The sequence below is a fragment of the Thermus islandicus DSM 21543 genome (assembly GCF_000421625.1).
In the GTDB taxonomy this organism is placed as follows: Bacteria; Deinococcota; Deinococci; order Deinococcales; family Thermaceae; genus Thermus; species Thermus islandicus.
The window spans coordinates 66,530-81,901 of sequence record NZ_ATXJ01000007.1 but is presented as its reverse complement, the minus strand read 5'-3'; the positions used below and the strand labels follow the sequence as shown (position 1 = coordinate 81,901).

Annotated in this window: 14 protein-coding genes; 9 read left to right on the top strand and 5 right to left on the bottom strand. The window is 69.4% G+C overall.

Annotated elements, in window-relative coordinates:
• Window positions 1–7: 7 nt before the first annotated feature.
• Window positions 8–1,624, top strand: a complete 1,617-nt coding sequence (locus H531_RS0108180) for a hypothetical protein (RefSeq protein WP_022798867.1) — start codon at window positions 8–10, stop codon at window positions 1,622–1,624.
• 9 nt (window positions 1,625–1,633) lie between these two features.
• On the top strand, window positions 1,634–2,122 hold the full coding sequence (locus H531_RS0108175) for a hypothetical protein (protein ID WP_022798866.1): 489 nt from the start codon (window positions 1,634–1,636) through the stop codon (window positions 2,120–2,122).
• On the opposite strand, the gene H531_RS0108170 is transcribed toward H531_RS0108175, so the two are convergent.
• Window positions 2,119–2,526 (bottom strand): hypothetical protein, encoded by a 408-nt coding sequence (locus H531_RS0108170; protein ID WP_022798865.1) that lies wholly within the window; start codon window positions 2,524–2,526, stop codon window positions 2,119–2,121. The genes H531_RS0108175 and H531_RS0108170 overlap by 4 nt on opposite strands.
• Complete coding sequence (locus H531_RS0108165) at window positions 2,523–3,953, bottom strand: O-antigen ligase family protein (protein WP_022798864.1); 1,431 nt, start codon at window positions 3,951–3,953, stop codon at window positions 2,523–2,525. The genes H531_RS0108170 and H531_RS0108165 overlap by 4 nt, the downstream gene beginning before the upstream one ends.
• Window positions 3,954–4,018: 65 nt before the next feature.
• On the opposite strand from H531_RS0108165, the gene H531_RS0108160 reads away from it, so the two are divergent.
• The 3 genes from H531_RS0108160 to bshA all read left to right on the top strand — a co-directional run bounded on the left by H531_RS0108160 (window position 4,019) and on the right by bshA (window position 6,926).
• On the top strand, window positions 4,019–4,639 hold the full coding sequence (locus H531_RS0108160; protein WP_022798863.1) for a hypothetical protein: 621 nt from the start codon (window positions 4,019–4,021) through the stop codon (window positions 4,637–4,639).
• On the top strand, window positions 4,636–5,742 hold the full coding sequence (locus tag H531_RS0108155; protein ID WP_022798862.1) for an LptF/LptG family permease: 1,107 nt from the start codon (window positions 4,636–4,638) through the stop codon (window positions 5,740–5,742). The genes H531_RS0108160 and H531_RS0108155 overlap by 4 nt, the downstream gene beginning before the upstream one ends.
• 89 nt (window positions 5,743–5,831) lie before the next feature.
• Window positions 5,832–6,926, top strand: a complete 1,095-nt coding sequence (gene bshA, locus H531_RS0108150; RefSeq protein WP_022798861.1) for an N-acetyl-alpha-D-glucosaminyl L-malate synthase BshA — start codon at window positions 5,832–5,834, stop codon at window positions 6,924–6,926.
• A gap of 7 nt (window positions 6,927–6,933) precedes the next feature.
• Here the strand turns inward: bshA and lon are convergent, their stop codons facing one another.
• Complete coding sequence (gene lon / locus H531_RS0108145; protein ID WP_028490738.1) at window positions 6,934–9,348, bottom strand: endopeptidase La; 2,415 nt, start codon at window positions 9,346–9,348, stop codon at window positions 6,934–6,936.
• A 114-nt stretch (window positions 9,349–9,462) separates the two neighbouring features.
• Between lon and H531_RS0108140 the strand changes: the two genes are divergently transcribed.
• The gene (locus H531_RS0108140; protein ID WP_022798859.1) at window positions 9,463–10,287 is read left to right on the top strand and encodes a DUF1517 domain-containing protein; all 825 of its coding nucleotides are present in this window, start codon (window positions 9,463–9,465) and stop codon (window positions 10,285–10,287) included.
• Here H531_RS0108140 and H531_RS0108135 read toward each other — a convergent pair.
• Window positions 10,284–11,216: an L-lactate dehydrogenase gene (locus tag H531_RS0108135; RefSeq protein ID WP_022798858.1), complete on the bottom strand. Its 933-nt coding sequence runs from the start codon at window positions 11,214–11,216 to the stop codon at window positions 10,284–10,286. The two genes, H531_RS0108140 and H531_RS0108135, sit on opposite strands and share 4 nt — an antisense overlap.
• A gap of 15 nt (window positions 11,217–11,231) precedes the next feature.
• Between H531_RS0108135 and H531_RS0108130 the strand changes: the two genes are divergently transcribed.
• The 3 genes from H531_RS0108130 to H531_RS0108120 are packed head-to-tail and all read left to right on the top strand — an operon-like array spanning window position 11,232 to window position 13,370.
• A complete protein-coding gene (locus H531_RS0108130) occupies window positions 11,232–12,170 on the top strand; it encodes an alpha/beta hydrolase-fold protein (RefSeq protein ID WP_022798857.1) in 939 nt (312 codons plus the stop codon).
• Window positions 12,167–12,841: a TerC family protein gene (locus tag H531_RS0108125; RefSeq protein WP_022798856.1), complete on the top strand. Its 675-nt coding sequence runs from the start codon at window positions 12,167–12,169 to the stop codon at window positions 12,839–12,841. Before H531_RS0108130 ends, H531_RS0108125 begins: the two co-directional genes overlap by 4 nt.
• A complete protein-coding gene (locus tag H531_RS0108120; RefSeq protein WP_022798855.1) occupies window positions 12,834–13,370 on the top strand; it encodes a class I SAM-dependent methyltransferase in 537 nt (178 codons plus the stop codon). Before H531_RS0108125 ends, H531_RS0108120 begins: the two co-directional genes overlap by 8 nt.
• Here H531_RS0108120 and H531_RS0108115 read toward each other — a convergent pair.
• A complete protein-coding gene (locus H531_RS0108115) occupies window positions 13,360–15,354 on the bottom strand; it encodes a (Fe-S)-binding protein (protein WP_022798854.1) in 1,995 nt (664 codons plus the stop codon). The genes H531_RS0108120 and H531_RS0108115 overlap by 11 nt on opposite strands.
• Window positions 15,355–15,372: the final 18 nt, after the last annotated feature.

Sequence of the window (15,372 nt, the reverse complement as noted above, 5' to 3'; positions counted from 1 at the left end):
CTTCCGCATGAAGCGGGCGCTGGCCTGGGTCCTCCTCTTGGGCGCCGCTTGGGCGGGCCCGTGCGCGGAACGGCCCTATACCCTGGAAACCGAAGAGGGCCTCCTGGGTGGGGAGAACCTGAGTTACGACGGCGAGGTCCTGGTTCTTGAGGGAAGGGCCTGCCTGGAGCGGGAGGGGCTCTACCTGGAAGCCCCTCTCCTCCGCTACCGGGAAGGGAAAGGGCTAGAGGGCACGGGCCTAAAGGGCGAGGCCGCGGGCTGGCGCCTCGAGGCCAAACGGCTCGAGGGCAGGGCCCTAAAGGGGGTGCGGCTTGAGCGGGGAAGGCTTCGGGCTGAGGTGGAGGAGGTAAGCCTGGAAGACCCCCTGGTGGGCAAAGGGGTTTGGCTTGCAAGCCCTGCCTACCGGGTCCGGGCCAAAGAGGCCCGCTTCACCCAAGGGGAGGTCTGGCTCCGGGGGTTTCTCGCCACCCCCTGCCCCTGCGGGGAGGAGGTGCGCCTTGGCATGGAGGAGGCCCGCTTTGACCCGATGACGGGGGAGCTTCTGGGGGAGGCTTCCTTGGGGCTTTGGGGCCTGGAGCTCCCTATAGGGGAGGCCCGGGCCAACGCCAACCGGAGGCCTGAGCTCGGAAACCCTCTTGTCCTCTCGGGGAGCGAGGGCGGGGGCTTCACCCTGGGGCTACAGGACTTCCCCCTGCCCAAGCCTGGGGAGGAGATCGGGCGGTGGGAGCGGGCCTTTACCCTTCTTGGGACCGGGCTTGCCTCCTCCCAGGCCGCCCTCAGGCTCGGCTACCGGGAAGGAGGTCTGCGCCTCGAGGGGCAGCTGGGCTACGCCGCCGGGATCCGGGCCCAGGTGGAGGACGCCTTCTTCGCCTTCACCCCTGCTCCCCCCGACGCCGACACCCCCCGCCTCGAGGCCCGCTACGCCCCCACCCTCCGGCTGGAGGGCCTCACGGTTAGCCCCTTCCTGCGCTACGCGGAGACGGGAAGGAGCCGGGGCCCCACCCTGGGCCTCGAGGGGAGCTACCGCGCCAACCTAGAGGAGGGCCCCTTTAGCCTCACCCTCTCCCCCACCCTCCTCGCCGCCCTCTACCCCGGCACCCCCTACCCGCCCTACCTTTCCTTAGGAGGAAGCCTAGAGGGAAACTTCCGGGAAGGCGACCTCCACCTCCGCCTCCGCTTTAGCGGGCGCCTCGAGCCCCTCTCCCGCACCCCGCCCTTCACCTACGAGAAACGGGCCGAGTTCCAGACCCTTTCCCTAAAGGCGGGCTACGGCCCCTTCGCCCTGGCCTATACCCTGGAGAACCCCCTGGGAAACCGGTTGGACCTCTTGGAGGGAGAGTATCGGGACGGCGCCCTGGGGACCTTCCGCCTGGCCTACGTGCGGGGAAGCTACGGGGAGGTGCGCCTCGGCTACGCCCTGCCCCTGCCCAACCGGGCCTGCTGCCAAGCCTTCTGGGCGGCCCTGGAGGGGGGGGTGGGCGAGGGGGGCCTGAGCCGCTACGGCCTCACCCTACGCTACTACGATGGGTGCTTCGCCTACGAGGCGAGGGCGCAAAACGTCCTCAAGGGGCAGTACGGCGAGGCTACGGGGCTTGGGTTCTCCTTCGGCCTCAGCCTGCGGTAAGATGGGGGCATGCCGGAAGACCGCCTCCTGGAGCGCCTGGAGAAGCTAGAGGGCATCGTGGAGGCCACCGTCCAGGTGCTCCCGCCCCTGGTCCAGGACCTCTCCCGCCGGATTGACGGCCTGCGGGAAGAGGTGCGCGGTGTGGAGGCCAGGCTGGAGGGCCGGATCCAGCAGGTGGAAACCAAGCTGGAAGGCCAGATCCAGCAGGTAGAAGCCAAACTGGAGGGCCGCCTCCAACAGGTGGAAACTAAGCTGGAAGAGCGAATCCAGCAAGTAGAAACCAGGCTGGAAGAGCGCATACAGCAGGTGGAAACTAGGCTGGAAAGCCAGATCCGGCAGGTGGAAGCCAAGCTAGAGGGACGCATCCAGGTGGTAGAGGGCAAGCTGGAAAGTCTCCGGCAGGAGGTCAAAGCCGAGATCAACACCGCCTTCAACAAGGCCATGCTCCTCTTTACCGCCATCGGGGCGGTCCTGGCCCTGCTCACCCTCTTCCGCTAGGGGGGCTCCACCTTGAGCCCGAGGAGGAACAGGTTCCGGTCCTCAGGGGGCTGGTAAAGGTCGTTCGGAAACACGAGGGCGAGAACCCCGCGCCCTGTGGTCCTCACCCGGACCTCCTTTATCCCCAGCACCTCCCCCTGCCAGAGGACCCGCCTTCCCTCCACCACCATGGCCAAGGGGCCGTGGCCCCGCGCCGGGGTGCCCTGAAGCCGGAGCACCAGCCAGGCCTTTCGGCATAGGGGGATCTCCACCGCCCCGCTGGCGTAGAGCTCCGCCCGCTCCGGCAAGGGGGCTGGCCTGCAAGGAGCCTCCCCCAGGGGAAGGGGGGTAAAGGCCGCCCGGAGGCTGGAAAGGGCCACCCCAAGCCCCAGGGCCAGGGCCAGCGCGCCCAGGAAGGCCCTCACCGCACCACCTCCTCCTCCAGGAGGTAGCGGGGCTTCAGGGCCAGGCGGTGGGTGGAGAAGAGGAGGACCCTCAGGCGGTAGCGCCCCGGAGCGAGGCCCTCGGGCAGGGGAAAGGCGATGGGCTTGGCCCCGTCCCACTCCCAGCCGAGCCGCTGGCACCCCTTCTGGCAGAGGTAGATCTGGACCCGGTAGCCCGAGGCCCCCTCGAGGCGCATAAGCCCCACCCCCTCCCCGGGGGGCACCGCCAGGTAGACCAGGGCCGGGGGCGGGGTGGGGGGACGGGTGGCCAGGTAGAGGAAGGGCAGGCTCCAAAGCACCCCCACGGCCCCGGCCAGGGCCAGGGCCCGGGGAAGGCGCAGGCCCCGGACCAGGGCCATCCCCCCTACGAGGAAGAAGACCTCGCCCCTAAAAGGGCTTGGCACGCTGAAGGGGTTGTCCACCATGCCCATGGCCAGGTAGGCGAGGAGGAGGGAAAAAAGGAGCCCCTCGCCAAAGGCCGCGGCCAAAAACCCCCCTACGAGGAGAAGAAGCCCCACGGCCCCGAAAAGGCCCCCTTCCCCCAGGGCCTGGAGGAAGTGGTTGTGGGCGAAGATCCAAAGCCCGCCCAAGGGCACGAGCCAGGAGGGGCAGGAAAACCCCCTAGCCTCCAGGAGGGGAAAGAGGAAACAGTTCCCGAGAAGGGTGCCCTTCAGGTAGTCCCCCAGGAGGTAGGGCCCGACCCCGGTCCAGGGGTGGTCCCGATAGACCTCATAGGCCCGGAGCCAAAGGGCCTCCCGCCCCGAAAGGTGGGTGTCCAGGAAACGCCCCGTGACGGGGTTGTCCAGGAAGGTGGCCAGGAAGAGGAGAAGCCCGGCCACCCCCAGGGCCCACCCCCCCCGGGCCCGGAAGAAGAGCCCCCCCGCCCCGCCCAGGAGGAGGGCGAGCATCCCCCCTCGGCTTCCGGAAAGAAGGAGGACCGCTCCCCCCAGGAGGCCCAGGAGAAGGCGAAGGAATGGGGGATAGCGGAGGTAAAGGGCAAGGAGCACGCCCAAAGCCCCCATGAGGCCGAGCCCCACAGGGCTATGGAAGGGGTGCATGAGGCGCACGGTCCAGGCCCGGTCCCCGAAGGCCAGGTAGGTGGCGAGGAAGGCGCTGAGGTAGAGGGAAAGAAGGCCGTACCCCAGGGGCCTTAAGCCCACCCCCCGCCGCGCCAAGGCCACCCCCGCCCCCACCAGCCCCAGGGCGTAGAGGGCCCGCCCCAGGGCAAGAGGGAAGGCGAGGGGCTCAGGGGCGAAGAGGGCGGGAAGGAGGAGGGAAAGGGCGTAGGCGGCAAGCAGGCCCAAGGCCCCGGGGGAAAGCCCTTTGAGCCAGGGGAGAAAGAGGGGGGCCAAGAGGGCGAGCGGGGGAAGGAGGGGCGCCAGGGCCAGACCCAGGGCGAGGACGCGCACGGCCTCAACTCTACCAAAACCCCGCCCTCAGCAGGCCCTAAGGAACCTGGGGTAAAGTGCGGGGCATGAAGGGCCTTGTCCCGTGGCTTTTCCTAGGCCTGGCCGTGGCCGCCCGCTTCGCCGCCTTCAGCGTGGAGCCCTTTGGGCCCCAGCGCCTGGACCTGGAAACCGGCGTCACCACCCTGCCCCAGGGAGGGATCCTCACCGACAACGAGAACGGCCTCCGCCTCAAAGGGAGCTACATAGAGTACAAGGAGGGGAGCTTCGTGCGGGCCAGGAAGGTGGAGCTCCTCTCGCAAAAGGAGACCTTCCTGGCGGAAAGCCTAGAGCACGACATCCCCAGGCAGGAGGCCCGCCTTACGGGGCTCACCCTCAGCAACCCCGACTTCAAGAACCTCCGGGCAAAACAGGCCCTGGCCCTCTTTGCCGAGGAGGTGGTCCTCCTCAAGGGAGGCGTCCAGGCAGAAAGCCCAAGGCTTCAGGCCGAGGCCCTGGTGGCCGACCTGAAGGCCAGGGAGGCCCTGGTCCTGGGGAGCTTCCTCTACCAGGAGGGGAAGGCTACCCTGAAGGGCCAGGGGGCCTCGGCCCGGCTGTACCTCCGCTTCTTGGGGGGCAAGGTCCAGGCCAGCACCAAGCTCCCGCCCCAGGCGGCGCGCCTCGAGGCCTACGCCAAGCGCCTCCCATGACCCTTTACCGCCACCTCCTCAAGGAAAGCGTCCCTATCCTCTTCCTCGCCCTCCTCTTCCTCACCGCCGTCTTCCTCTTCGGCTTCTTCTACGCCGGGGCGAGGTGGCTGGAAGGGGTGCCCATTCCCAAGGTCCTCCGCTGGCTCTCCTTCCACGTGCCCGGGGTGCTGGTGCAGGTCTTCCCCATCGCCCTGGTCACGGCCACCGTCCTCCTCTTCGGGAGGCTTGCGGCGGAAGGGGCCCAGTTCGCCCTCCTCTCCGCCGGCATCCCCCTGTACCGGGCCGCCCTGCCCCTCCTCCTCCTCGGAGGCCTGCTCTCCCTGGCGGCCCTCTACCTCCAGGAGTACGTGGTCCCCGAGGCCAACAACCGGGTGCGGGTAGCCTGGTGGGACGAGATCCATACCCAAGGGGCGGGCCTCTTCCGCCTCAAGGGCATGCAGATCCCCATCGGCCAGGGGAAAAGCCTCTACTTCCAGGACTTTGACCTGGGGGCCAGGGAGATGGTGGGGGTGCGGATCACCGCCTTCCAGGGGGAGGTGGGCACCTTCCTCTTCGCCGAGCGGGGCAGCTGGGAGGATAAGCGCATCACCCTTAAGGGCTACCGCCTCTACCGGGTGGACTTCCGGGAGGTGCCTGGCCTCGAGGGGGCCAAGGACCTCCTCGCCCAGGTGCGCAAGGTCTTCCGGGCGGCAAGCCAAGGGGAGGTGCTGGAGGTGTCCTCCGACCTCTCCCGGGCCCGGGCCATCGCCGACTACGCCGACACCTTCAGCTTCGGTCAGGACTCCCTCTCCGAGGCCTGGCGGAAGATGCGAGACCCCTTCCTCGCTCCCCTGGAGCGGGACCGCGCCCGGCTGGAGTTCCACTCCAAGCTCGCCCTGCCCCTGGCCAACCTGGTCCTGGTCCTCCTCGCCGCGGCCATGGCCCTCCGCTACGGGAAAAGCCCCGGACTCGCCCTGGGGATGAGCGTGGTCCTCTCCCTGGCCTACTACGGGGCCTTCTTCCTGGGGCGTTCCCTGGCTGGAATCGGGGCCCTGCCCCCGGAGCTCGGGGCCTGGGGGGCCAACCTGCTCTTCCTCCTCCTGGGAGCGCGGGCCCTAAGGTAAACTCGGGGCATGACCCGGCGCGGGCTCCAGGCCAAGGTTTTTGCCTGCTTTCGCCACGGGGGCGCGCCCCTCGCCCCAGGTGCCCGCCCGTGAAGGGGCTCCGCCTCGGCCTCGTGGCCTACCCGGGGCTTGGGGGTAGCGGCATTGTGGCCACGGAGCTGGCGGATAGGCTCGCCCGGATGGGGCACCGGGTCTACCTCTTCGCCACGGAAAGGCCCTTTCGGCTCCCGCGGGAAAGCCCCGCGGTCTACGTGCCCGTGGACCTCCCCTACTACCCCGTCTTCCCTGGGCCCCTCTACACCCTCTCCCTGGCGGGCACCCTGGAACGGGAGGCCAGGAGGCTCGGGCTGGACCTGGTCCACACCCACTACGCCATCCCCCATGCCGCGGCGGCCTACCTGGGCCTGGGCGGGGCCTTCCCTCTGGTCCACACCCTCCACGGCACGGACGTTTCCCTGCTGGGCATGGACCCTTCCTTCCACGGGCCCACGAGGCGGGCCCTTCAGGCGGCCCGGGCCACTACCGCGGTGAGCCGGGCCCTGGCGAAGGAGGCGGAAAAGGCCTTCGGGATACGGCCCCGCGTCATCCCCAACGCCGTGGACCCGGAGCGCTTCCGCCCAAGGCCCGAGCGCAAGCGGCTTTACGCCGGGGAGGGGGAGTGGCTTCTTGTGCACGCCTCCAACTTCCGCCCCATCAAGCGGGTGCCCGACCTCGTGCGGGCCTTCGCCAAGGTAAGAAGGAGGCTTCCTGCGAGGCTTCTCCTTTTGGGCAAGGGTCCCGAGGAGGCCGAGGCCAGGCGGGTGGCGGAGGAGCTCGGGGTGGCCCGATGGGTCACCTTCCACCCCCCCACCCCCCACCCGGAGGAGGTGCTGGGGGCGGGGGACCTGTTCCTTTTGGCCTCGGAGGAGGAGTCCTTCGGCCAGGCGGCCCTCGAGGCCCTGGCCTCGGGCGTCCCGGTGGTGGCCACGGCGGTGGGCGGGGTGCCGGAGCTCATTACCCCGGAGGTGGGCAGGCTCGTGGAGCTCGGGGACCTCGAGGGCTTCGCCGAGGCGGTGCTGGAGCTTTTGCAAAGCCCCAGGCTTCCCGAGATGCGCAAGCGGGCCCGGGAGTACGCTGCGGAGCGCTTTCACCCCGAGCGCATCACCGCGCAGTACCTGGAGGTCTACCGGGAGGCCCTAGGGTAAGCGGCGCTTAGGCGTGGGCCACGAGCTCCTTCTTCCCCCTGGCAGGCCGCCTGGCCTTGGCGCGGGCCTCCAGGGCCTTCAGGCCCCCCACCAGGGCCAGGTCCAGGACCTGGTCCAGGTGCTCCACGAAGTGGAAGGTCATGTTCTGCCTGAGGGGCCGCGGGATGTCGGCGAGATCGGGCTCGTTCTGCTTGGGCAGGACCACCTCCCGGATCCCGGCCCGCCTCGCCCCCAGGACCTTCTCCTTCACCCCGCCGATGGGCAGGACCCTCCCCGTGAGGGTGATCTCGCCGGTCATGGCCACGTCGTGGCGCACCGGCACCTCGGTGAGGGCGGAGACCAGGGCGCTCACGATGGCCACCCCCGCCGAGGGCCCCTCCTTGGGGATGGCCCCCGCGGGCACGTGGATGTGGATGTCGCTCTTCTCAAAGCGGTCCAGGGGGATGCCGAAGCGGAGGGCGTTCCGCTTGGCGTAGGAGAGGGCGGCCCGGGCCGACTCCTTCATCACGTCCCCTAGCTGGCCGGTGAGGATGAGGTTCCCCTTGCCCGGCATCACGGAGACCTCCACGAACATGATGTCCCCGCCCACGGGGGTGTAGTACATCCCCGTGGCCACCCCCACCTGGGGCTTTTGGGCCTCGGTCTCCGGGAGGAAGCGGGGCGGGCCGAGGTACCGCTCCAGGTCGCGCTCGGTGATGCGGATCCGCTTCCTCCCCTCCTCGAGGATCTGGCGGGCGGCCTTCCGGAGGAGGGCCCCGATCTCCCGCTCCAGCTGCCTCACCCCCGCCTCCCGCGTGTAGTGGGTGATGAGGCGGGTGAGAGCGGCCTCCGTGACCACCACTTGCCCCTCCTCGAGGCCGTTTTCCCTTAGCTGCCTCGGCAGGAGGTAGCGCTTGGCGATCTCCAGCTTCTCCTGCTCAATGTAGCTCGTGAACTCAATGGCCTCCATCCGGTCCATGAGGGGGGCGGGGATGTTCTGGGGGAAGTTGGCGGTGCAGATGAACATCACCTCGGAGAGGTCAAAGGGCACCCCCAGGTAGTGGTCCACGAACTCCTTGTTCTGGGCAGGGTCCAAAACCTCGAGGAGGGCCGCCGCCGGGTCGCCCTGGTAGGAGATGCCCAGCTTGTCCACCTCGTCCAGGAGGAAGACGGGGTTCTTGGTCCCGGCCTGCCTCAGGCCCTGGATGATCCGCCCGGGCATGGCCCCGATGTAGGTGCGGCGGTGGCCCCGGATGTCGGACTCGTCCCTTACGCCGCCCAAGGAGACCCGCACGTACCGCCGCCCCAGGGCCTCGGCGATGCTTTTGGCGATGGAGGTCTTCCCCACCCCCGGCGGCCCCACGAAGAGGAGGATGGGGCCCTTGTTCACCTCGTCGGGCGGGATCTCCCCCCGCTTGGCCCGCTCCGCCTTGAGCCTCCGCACCGCCAAGAACTCCAGCACCCGGTCCTTCACCTTCTCCAGGCCGTAGTGGTCCCGCTCCAGGATCTCCTTGGCCCTTTCCAGGTCCAGGTTGTCCTCGGTGCGGGTGTTCCAGGGGAGGTTCACGATCCAGTCCAGGTAGGTGCGGATGACGCTGGCCTCGGCGGAGTCCGGGTGCATGCGGGCAAACCGGTTGAGCTCCCTTTCCGCCTCCTGGCGCACCACGGGGGGCAGGTCCAGGGCCTCCAGCTTCCTCCGGAACTCCTCCACCTCCTCGGCCCCCTCCTCCCCGTGGAGCTCGCGCTGGATGGCCTTCATCTGCTCGCGGAGGAAGTACTCCCGCTGGTTGCGGTCAATCTCCTCCTTGACCTGTTGCTGGATGCGCCTTTGGGTCTCCAGGAGGGCGAGCTCCCCCTCCAAAAGGACGAGGACCGCCTTCAGCCGCTCCGCCACGCTTGCGGTCTCCAGCACCCGCTGCTTGTCCTCGAGGCGGAAGTCCATGTGGAAGGCGATGTAGTCGGCAAGCTGCGAGGGGTCCTCCAGGTTCAGGACGAACTGGGCCACCTCGGGGGGCAGGTACTTCCCCTCCTTGAGGAGGGCCTGGAAGCGGTCCTTCACCTCCCGCACCAGGGCCTTCACGGTGATGGGGTCCCCGGGCTCGTCGGAGATCACCTCCCCCCGGGCCTCGAGGTGGTCCCCCAGGTCCAGCCACTCCGCCACCCGGACCCGGGCGAAGGCCTGCACCAGGACCTGGACGGAGCCGTCCGGGTTCTTGCGCATCTTGAGGATGTTGCAGGCGGTGCCCACCTCGTAGAGGTCGGAGGGCTTGGGGTTTTCCACCTCCTTATCCCTCTGGCTCACGATGAGAAGCACCCGCTCCCGGGCCAGGGCCTCGTCAATGGCCCGGATGGAGATGGGCCGGCCTGCGTCAATGGGCATGACCATGGTGGGGTAGATGACCGACCCCCTCACAGGGCAGACGGGCAGGGTTTGGGGCAGCATGGTTGTCCTCCTTTCGCTTTGGGCGTCCATAGCCTAAGCCTACCTGTATCAAGTTTACTGCGAAATCCCGTTTAGCGCAAAGGGCCCCAGGTCACAAGGCCTTATCCTAAGGCCATGCGGCTTTGGGCCTGGGTGGTCCTCCTCCTCTTGGGCTTGGGCCTGGGGCAGAAGAGCGGGGGCGGGGTGGGGGGAAGGCCCTATGCGCCAAGCCCTCCCCCGCCCATGAGTCCGGGGCCTGCCCCCATGTACCCCCTGCCGGGCCCGTACCCGGCCCCGGTCTACGTTTACCCGGGAGGCGGGGGCAGCTTGGGCCTGGTCCCGGTTCTGGTCCTGGCGGGCCTGGCCCTAGCGGCCTTCCTCATGGTGCGGGGCCTAGGGCGGGCCGGGGCGGGGCCCTCGGCCAGCCTGGGCCGCCTGAGGCTTGCCCTCCTGGTGCGCCCCGAGGTGCAGCGGGCCTTGAGGCGGCTGGCGGAAGAGGCTGACACCACCACGGCCAAGGGCCTGGCCGACCTCCTGGACGAGGTGGCCCTCCTCCTCCTAAGGGAGGCCCCCGCCTGGCGCTTCGGGAGCTACGAGGCCAGGGAGGGAAGCGAGGAGGAAGTCCTGGCCCTCTTTGACGCCTGGATGCTGGAGGACCGGAGCACCTACCAGGAGACCTTCCGCCACTTTGAGGGGAAGAGGCAACAAGCCCCCTACACGCCCCAGGTGGAGCCGGGCGGCCGGTACCTCGTGGCCTCCCTCCTCCTCGCCGTGCGGGGGGAGCTTCCGAGGCCCGGCCCCCTGGACCGGGAGAAGGCCAAGGAGGTCCTGCTGGCCTTTGCGGGGAGCACCCCCTTCACCCTCCTCGCCTTCCACCTCGCCTGGACGCCGGAAAAGGAGGGGGAGGCCCTCACGGAGGAGGAGCTCCTCGTTCTCTACCCTAAGCTGGATAAGCTCTAAAATCCTAGGGCGAAGGCGGCCTCCTTGAGGATCTCGGCGCTCCGCCTCAGGGCCTCCCGCTCCTCGAGGCTCAGGCCGGGGTAGACCGTCCCCTCCACCCCCTCCGCCCCCAGGATGCGGGGAAGGGAAAGGCTCACCTCCAGGACCCCCTCCACCTCGGGGGTGAAGGCGCTCACGGTGTAGACCCCCTTCTCGTCGGCAAGGATGGCCCGCACCAAACGGGCAAGCCCCGCCCCGATGCCGTAGTAGGTGGCCCCTTTCCCGGCGATGATCCGGTAGGCGGCCCGGCGGACCCCCTCGTCTATACGGGCCCGCTCCTCCGGGGAAAGGGTCCGCCCCCTAGCCTCGGCGAAGGCGGAAAGGGGCACCCCGCCCACCTGGGCGCTGGACCAGAGGAGGACCTCCGAGTCCCCGTGCTCCCCTACCACGTAGGCGTGGACCGACTGGGGGGCTACCTGAAGGTGCTCGGCCAGAAGGGCGCGGAAGCGGGCGGTGTCCAGGATGGTCCCCGAGCCCACCACCCGTCCCGGGGGGAGGCCGGAGAGGCGGTAGGCCACCTGGGTCATCACGTCCACGGGGTTGGTAGCGATGAGGAGGATGGCCTCGGGGGCCGCCTCCAAAACCCTCGGCACCACCTGGGCGAAGACCTGGGCGTTGCGGTCCAGAAGCTGTAGGCGGGTCTCCCCGGGGCGCTGGGCCACCCCGGCGGCGATCACCACCACCCGGGCGCCCTCGAGGTCCCCATACTCCCCCGCCCGCGCCCAGACGGGGTGGGCGAAGGGGGTGGCGTGAAGGATGTCCTCGGCGTGGGCCTCGGCCCGCTTCCGGTCCAGGTCTAGGAGGACCAGTTCCCGCACCCCCCCGAGGAGGGCCAGGGCGTAGGCCGCGGCGCTCCCCACCATCCCCGAGCCCACCACGCCGACCTTCATGGGTAGAGTATACCCGTGGTACGCCTAGGACGAAGAAGCGCCACCTTCTATCCCCCGGAGGGCGCCTATGCCCTCATCGGCGACTTCACCGACTGGGAGAGGAACCCCATCCCGCTCTCGGGCCCCCTCACCCTGGAGTTCCCCGAGGGAGCCTATGTGGAGTACGCCTTCCTGGACCGGGAGGGAAGGCCCTTCCCCGACCCCCATAACCCCGAGAGGGCCGACAACCCCTGGTGGAGCTACCCGAGGGCCATAAGGCTTCCCGGCTTCCGCTACGAGGCCCCGCCCGAGCCCCAGGAGGAGCCCAAGGTGGCCCGGCACCGCCTGGGGGAGAGGCGCTTCTACGTGGCCGAGACCGGCCCCGATCCCCAGGCCACGGTGGTGGCCCAAGACGGAGTGGCCTTCTACCGCACCGCGGGGTTGCACAAGGTGGCGCGGGCGCTTTTTGAGGCGGGGGAGATCCCCCCGGTGCGCCTGGTCTTCGTGGAGCCCGTGGACCGGAACACCGAGTACCGGTTCAGCGAGGCCTACGAGGAGGAGTTCCACCGGATCCTTTCCGAGGTGGAAAGGGCCTACGGCCCCCTGGGGGAAGGGGTCCTGGTGGGGGCCTCCTTAGGGGGGCTCTTCTCCTTGTGGCAGGCCTGGCGCTACCCGGAGCGCTTCCCCAAGGTCCTCGCCCTCTCCCCCGCCCTGAAGGCCCACCCCGGAGGAAAGGACGCCCACCAGGACGAGGAGTGGCTCCTCCTTCGCTACGCCGAGGCGGAGCGCCTTCCCCGGGTCTACCTGGAGGTGGGGCTTTTGGAGTGGCTTCTCGCGCCTAACCGCCGCTTTGCCGCCCTCCTCGCCGACCGAAAAGTCCCCCACGCCTATCGGGAGAGGCCCTCGGGGCACAACTGGGTCACCTGGAAGCAGGCCCTGGCCCCGGGGCTCCGCTACCTCCTGGGGGGCCCATGAGCGGGGAGGCCCTCCTCGTCCTCCTCTCCGTGGTGGCCCTCGAGGCCCTCCTCTCCGGGGACAACGCCCTGGTCCTGGCGGTGATGGTGCGGCCCCTGCCCCCTCACCTCCGGGCCCGGGCCCTCATGTACGGCCTTCTCGGGGCCTACCTCCTAAGGGGCCTCGCCCTCCTCTTCGCCGTCTACCTCATCCAGCTCTGGTGGGCCCAGGTGCTGGGGGGGCTTTACCTCCTCCAGTTGGCGGTCCAGCACTTCCGGGACCACCCCGAGGCCAGGCCTCTCCCCGAGGCCACGGCCAGGGAGTTTTGGCGGGCGGTCCTGCGCATCAACCTGGTGGACCTGGCCTTCGCCGTGGACTCCATCCTGGCGGTGGTGGCCTTTTCCAAGGACCTTCTCCTGGTCTTTTCGGGGGTGGCCCTCGGGATCCTCTTCATCCGCCTTCTGGCGGGCTCGGTGGTGGCCCTCATGGAGCGCTACCCGGGCCTGGAGCGGGTGGCCTACGCCCTGGTGGGCTGGGCGGGGTTCAAGCTCCTCCTCGAGGGGGAGGGCACCCTCGCCCACCTCCTCCACCGCCCTGAGCTGGCCCTGGAACTCCCCAAGGCGGTCTTCTGGGGAGGCACCCTCCTCATCCTGGCCCTGGGGAGCCTCCTCGCCTTCCGGCGCCATGCCTAAGGACTGGGACGCCTTCTACCGGGAGGCCCAGGGGGACCGCCCCCCGGCCTTCGCGGTCCGGGCCTACGGGCCCTTCCTCCCCCCGGGGCCTGTGCTGGACCTGGCGGGGGGCCTGGGCCGGAACGCCCGCTACCTCCTCGGGCGGGGCCACCCCGTGGTCCTGGTGGAGCGGAGCCCCGAAGCCCTAAGGAGGCTTGCGGGCACCCCGGGGCTTGCCCTCCTGGCGATGGACCTCGAGGCCGAAGACGCCCCAAAGCGCCTCCCCAGGGGCCCCTTCGCCGGCATCGTCCTGACCTACTACGTGCACCGCTCTCTCCTCCGGGCCCTCCCCTCCCTTCTCCTCCCCGGGGGGCTCCTCCTGGTGGAGGGCTTCTCCCGGAAGGAGGCCTTAAGGCGGGGAAGGCCCTTTAGCCCCTTCTACTGGGAGCCCAAGGAGCTCCTCACCCCTCCCCCGGGCCTTTCCTTAAGGGCCTTTGGCGAGGGGTGGATGGGGGGGTACCGGGTCTACGCCGTCTACACTAGGCCTTGAGGCCCCGGGCCACGAGCTCAGCCACGTCCAAGACCTCGGGAGCCTTCTCGTCCTGGGCCACCTCTACGTTGAGCATGGCCATGCAGAAGGGGCAGCCGGTGGCGATGACCTCCGCCCCGGTCCCCTTAAGCTCCTTGTAGCGGTTCTCCGAGACCCGCATGGCCCCGGGCTCCTCCTCCTTCCAGAACTGGGCCCCACCCGCCCCGCAGCAGAAGCTCCGCTCCCGGCTCCTCGGGGGGTCCACCACCTCGAGGCCGGCCCCCTTCAGGGCCTCCCGGGGGGCCTCGTAAACCCCGTTGTGGCGGCCCAGGTAGCAGGGGTCGTGGAAGACCGCCTTGCGCGTCCCTTCCTCCACCCGGATCCGGCCCGAGCGCAAGAGCTCGGCGAGGAACTCCGTGTGGTGGACCACCCGGTACTCCCCGCCAAAGTCCTTGTACTCGTTCTTCAGGGTGTGGAAGCAGTGGGGGCAGGTGGTGACGATGGTCTTGGGGGCCACGGCGTTTAGGGTCTCCACGTTCTCCGTGGCGAGCTGGAAGAAGAGGTACTCGTTGCCCGCCCGCCTGGCGGCGTCCCCGGTGCACTTCTCCCGCCTACCCAAAACCGCCCAGTCCACCCTGCTGGCGTTCAGGATCTCGGCCATGCTCCGGGCGATCCGCTGGGCCCGGGGGTCGTAGCTCGGGGCGCAGCCCACCCAGTAGAGGACCTCGGGGTGGGGCTTTTCCTCCACCGTGGGCACCCTAAGGCCCTCCGCCCAGTCCAAGCGCTTGTCCTGGCCTATGCCCCAGGGGTTGCCGGAGCGCTCCATCCCCCGGAAGGCGCTATTGAGCTGGGCGGGAAACTCCCCCTCCATGAGGACCTTGGCCCGGCGCACGTCCAAGATGTGGAGCATGGGCTCGTTGCCCACGGGGCAGACCTCCACGCAGGCCAGGCAGGTGGTGCAGGCCCAGAGGGCCTCCTCGTTCAGGGCGAACTCCATGAGGGGCCTGGGGCTCTCCTTCCCTTGGGCGAAGTCCTGGAGGATCCCGTTCAGCTCGTACCGCTCGGAGATGAGGATGGCGGCTGGGCTCAGGGCCTTCCCCGTGGTGTAGGCGGGGCAGGCCTCCTGGCAGCGGTTGCACATGATGCAGGCGTAGGCGTCCAGCAGGCGCTTCCAGGAGAGGTCCTCCAGCTTTTCCGCGCCGAAGCGGGCCTCCTCGTTGACCTCCGCCTCGAGGTCCAGGGGGGCGAGGGCCCCGGGGACCTCCTTGCGGAAGGCGAGGTTGATCGGGGCCAGAAAGAGGTGGATGTGCTTGGAGCGGGGGAAGTAGGGCAGGAAAAGGAGGATGGACCCCAGCGCCCCCCACCAGAAGAGGTGCTCCAGGAAGGCCAGGGCCTCCGGGGTCAGGGCGGCGAGGGGGGCCGCAAGCAGGCTGGCCACGGGCTGGAAGGGGTCGGGATCGGCCTGGGCCAGGCCCGCGGCCTTGGAGAGGAGGCGGCTGCCCACGTGGAAGGTGATGAAGGCCCCCACGATGGCCGAGTCCCGGGGGATGCCCGCCCGCACCCCCTCGTGGAGGGGCACCCGGGGGTTCCAGGTGAAGTCCTTAGGGGCCACGAGGTAGCGGCGGAGCATGAGGCCCAGAATGCCCACGAGGATGAGGGCGGTGAGGAGGTCGGCCACCAGGTTGAAGGGGTTCCACAGGCCCCCCTGGGCCTCCAGGGGGAAGTAGCCCTCCAGGAGGTCCACCAGGTTCACCAGGAGGTAGTAGACGAAGCCGTAGAAGACGAAGGCGTGCAGGAGGGAGACCAGGGGGCGGCGCTTGAAGACCGTCTGCTGGGTGAGGGTAAGCCAAAGGGCCCGCCCGAGGCGCTCGGGCAGGCGGTCAAACCGGTCCTCCGGCCGCCCCCGCCTCACGGCCAAATACACCCGGCGGAAGCCCATGTAGGCGTAGGAGAGACTTCCTATCGCGAGGAGGAGGAAGAGGATTTTCTCCGGCAAGGTGAGCATGGACGCCACCCCCTTATA

Bases quoted from the DNA above. Each gene is read 5' to 3' on its own strand.
- H531_RS0108120 (WP_022798855.1), top strand. From the start codon at position 12,834: ATGCCTAAGGACTGGGACGCCTTCTACCGGGAGGCCCAGGGGGACCGC.
- H531_RS0108115 (WP_022798854.1), bottom strand. From the start codon at position 15,354: ATGCTCACCTTGCCGGAGAAAATCCTCTTCCTCCTCCTCGCGATAGGA.
- H531_RS0108175 (WP_022798866.1), top strand. From the start codon at position 1,634: ATGCCGGAAGACCGCCTCCTGGAGCGCCTGGAGAAGCTAGAGGGCATC.
- lon (WP_028490738.1), bottom strand. From the start codon at position 9,348: ATGCTGCCCCAAACCCTGCCCGTCTGCCCTGTGAGGGGGTCGGTCATC.
- H531_RS0108135 (WP_022798858.1), bottom strand. From the start codon at position 11,216: ATGAAGGTCGGCGTGGTGGGCTCGGGGATGGTGGGGAGCGCCGCGGCC.
- H531_RS0108140 (WP_022798859.1), top strand. From the start codon at position 9,463: ATGCGGCTTTGGGCCTGGGTGGTCCTCCTCCTCTTGGGCTTGGGCCTG.
- H531_RS0108155 (WP_022798862.1), top strand. From the start codon at position 4,636: ATGACCCTTTACCGCCACCTCCTCAAGGAAAGCGTCCCTATCCTCTTC.
- H531_RS0108160 (WP_022798863.1), top strand. From the start codon at position 4,019: ATGAAGGGCCTTGTCCCGTGGCTTTTCCTAGGCCTGGCCGTGGCCGCC.
- H531_RS0108180 (WP_022798867.1), top strand. From the start codon at position 8: ATGAAGCGGGCGCTGGCCTGGGTCCTCCTCTTGGGCGCCGCTTGGGCG.
- H531_RS0108125 (WP_022798856.1), top strand. From the start codon at position 12,167: ATGAGCGGGGAGGCCCTCCTCGTCCTCCTCTCCGTGGTGGCCCTCGAG.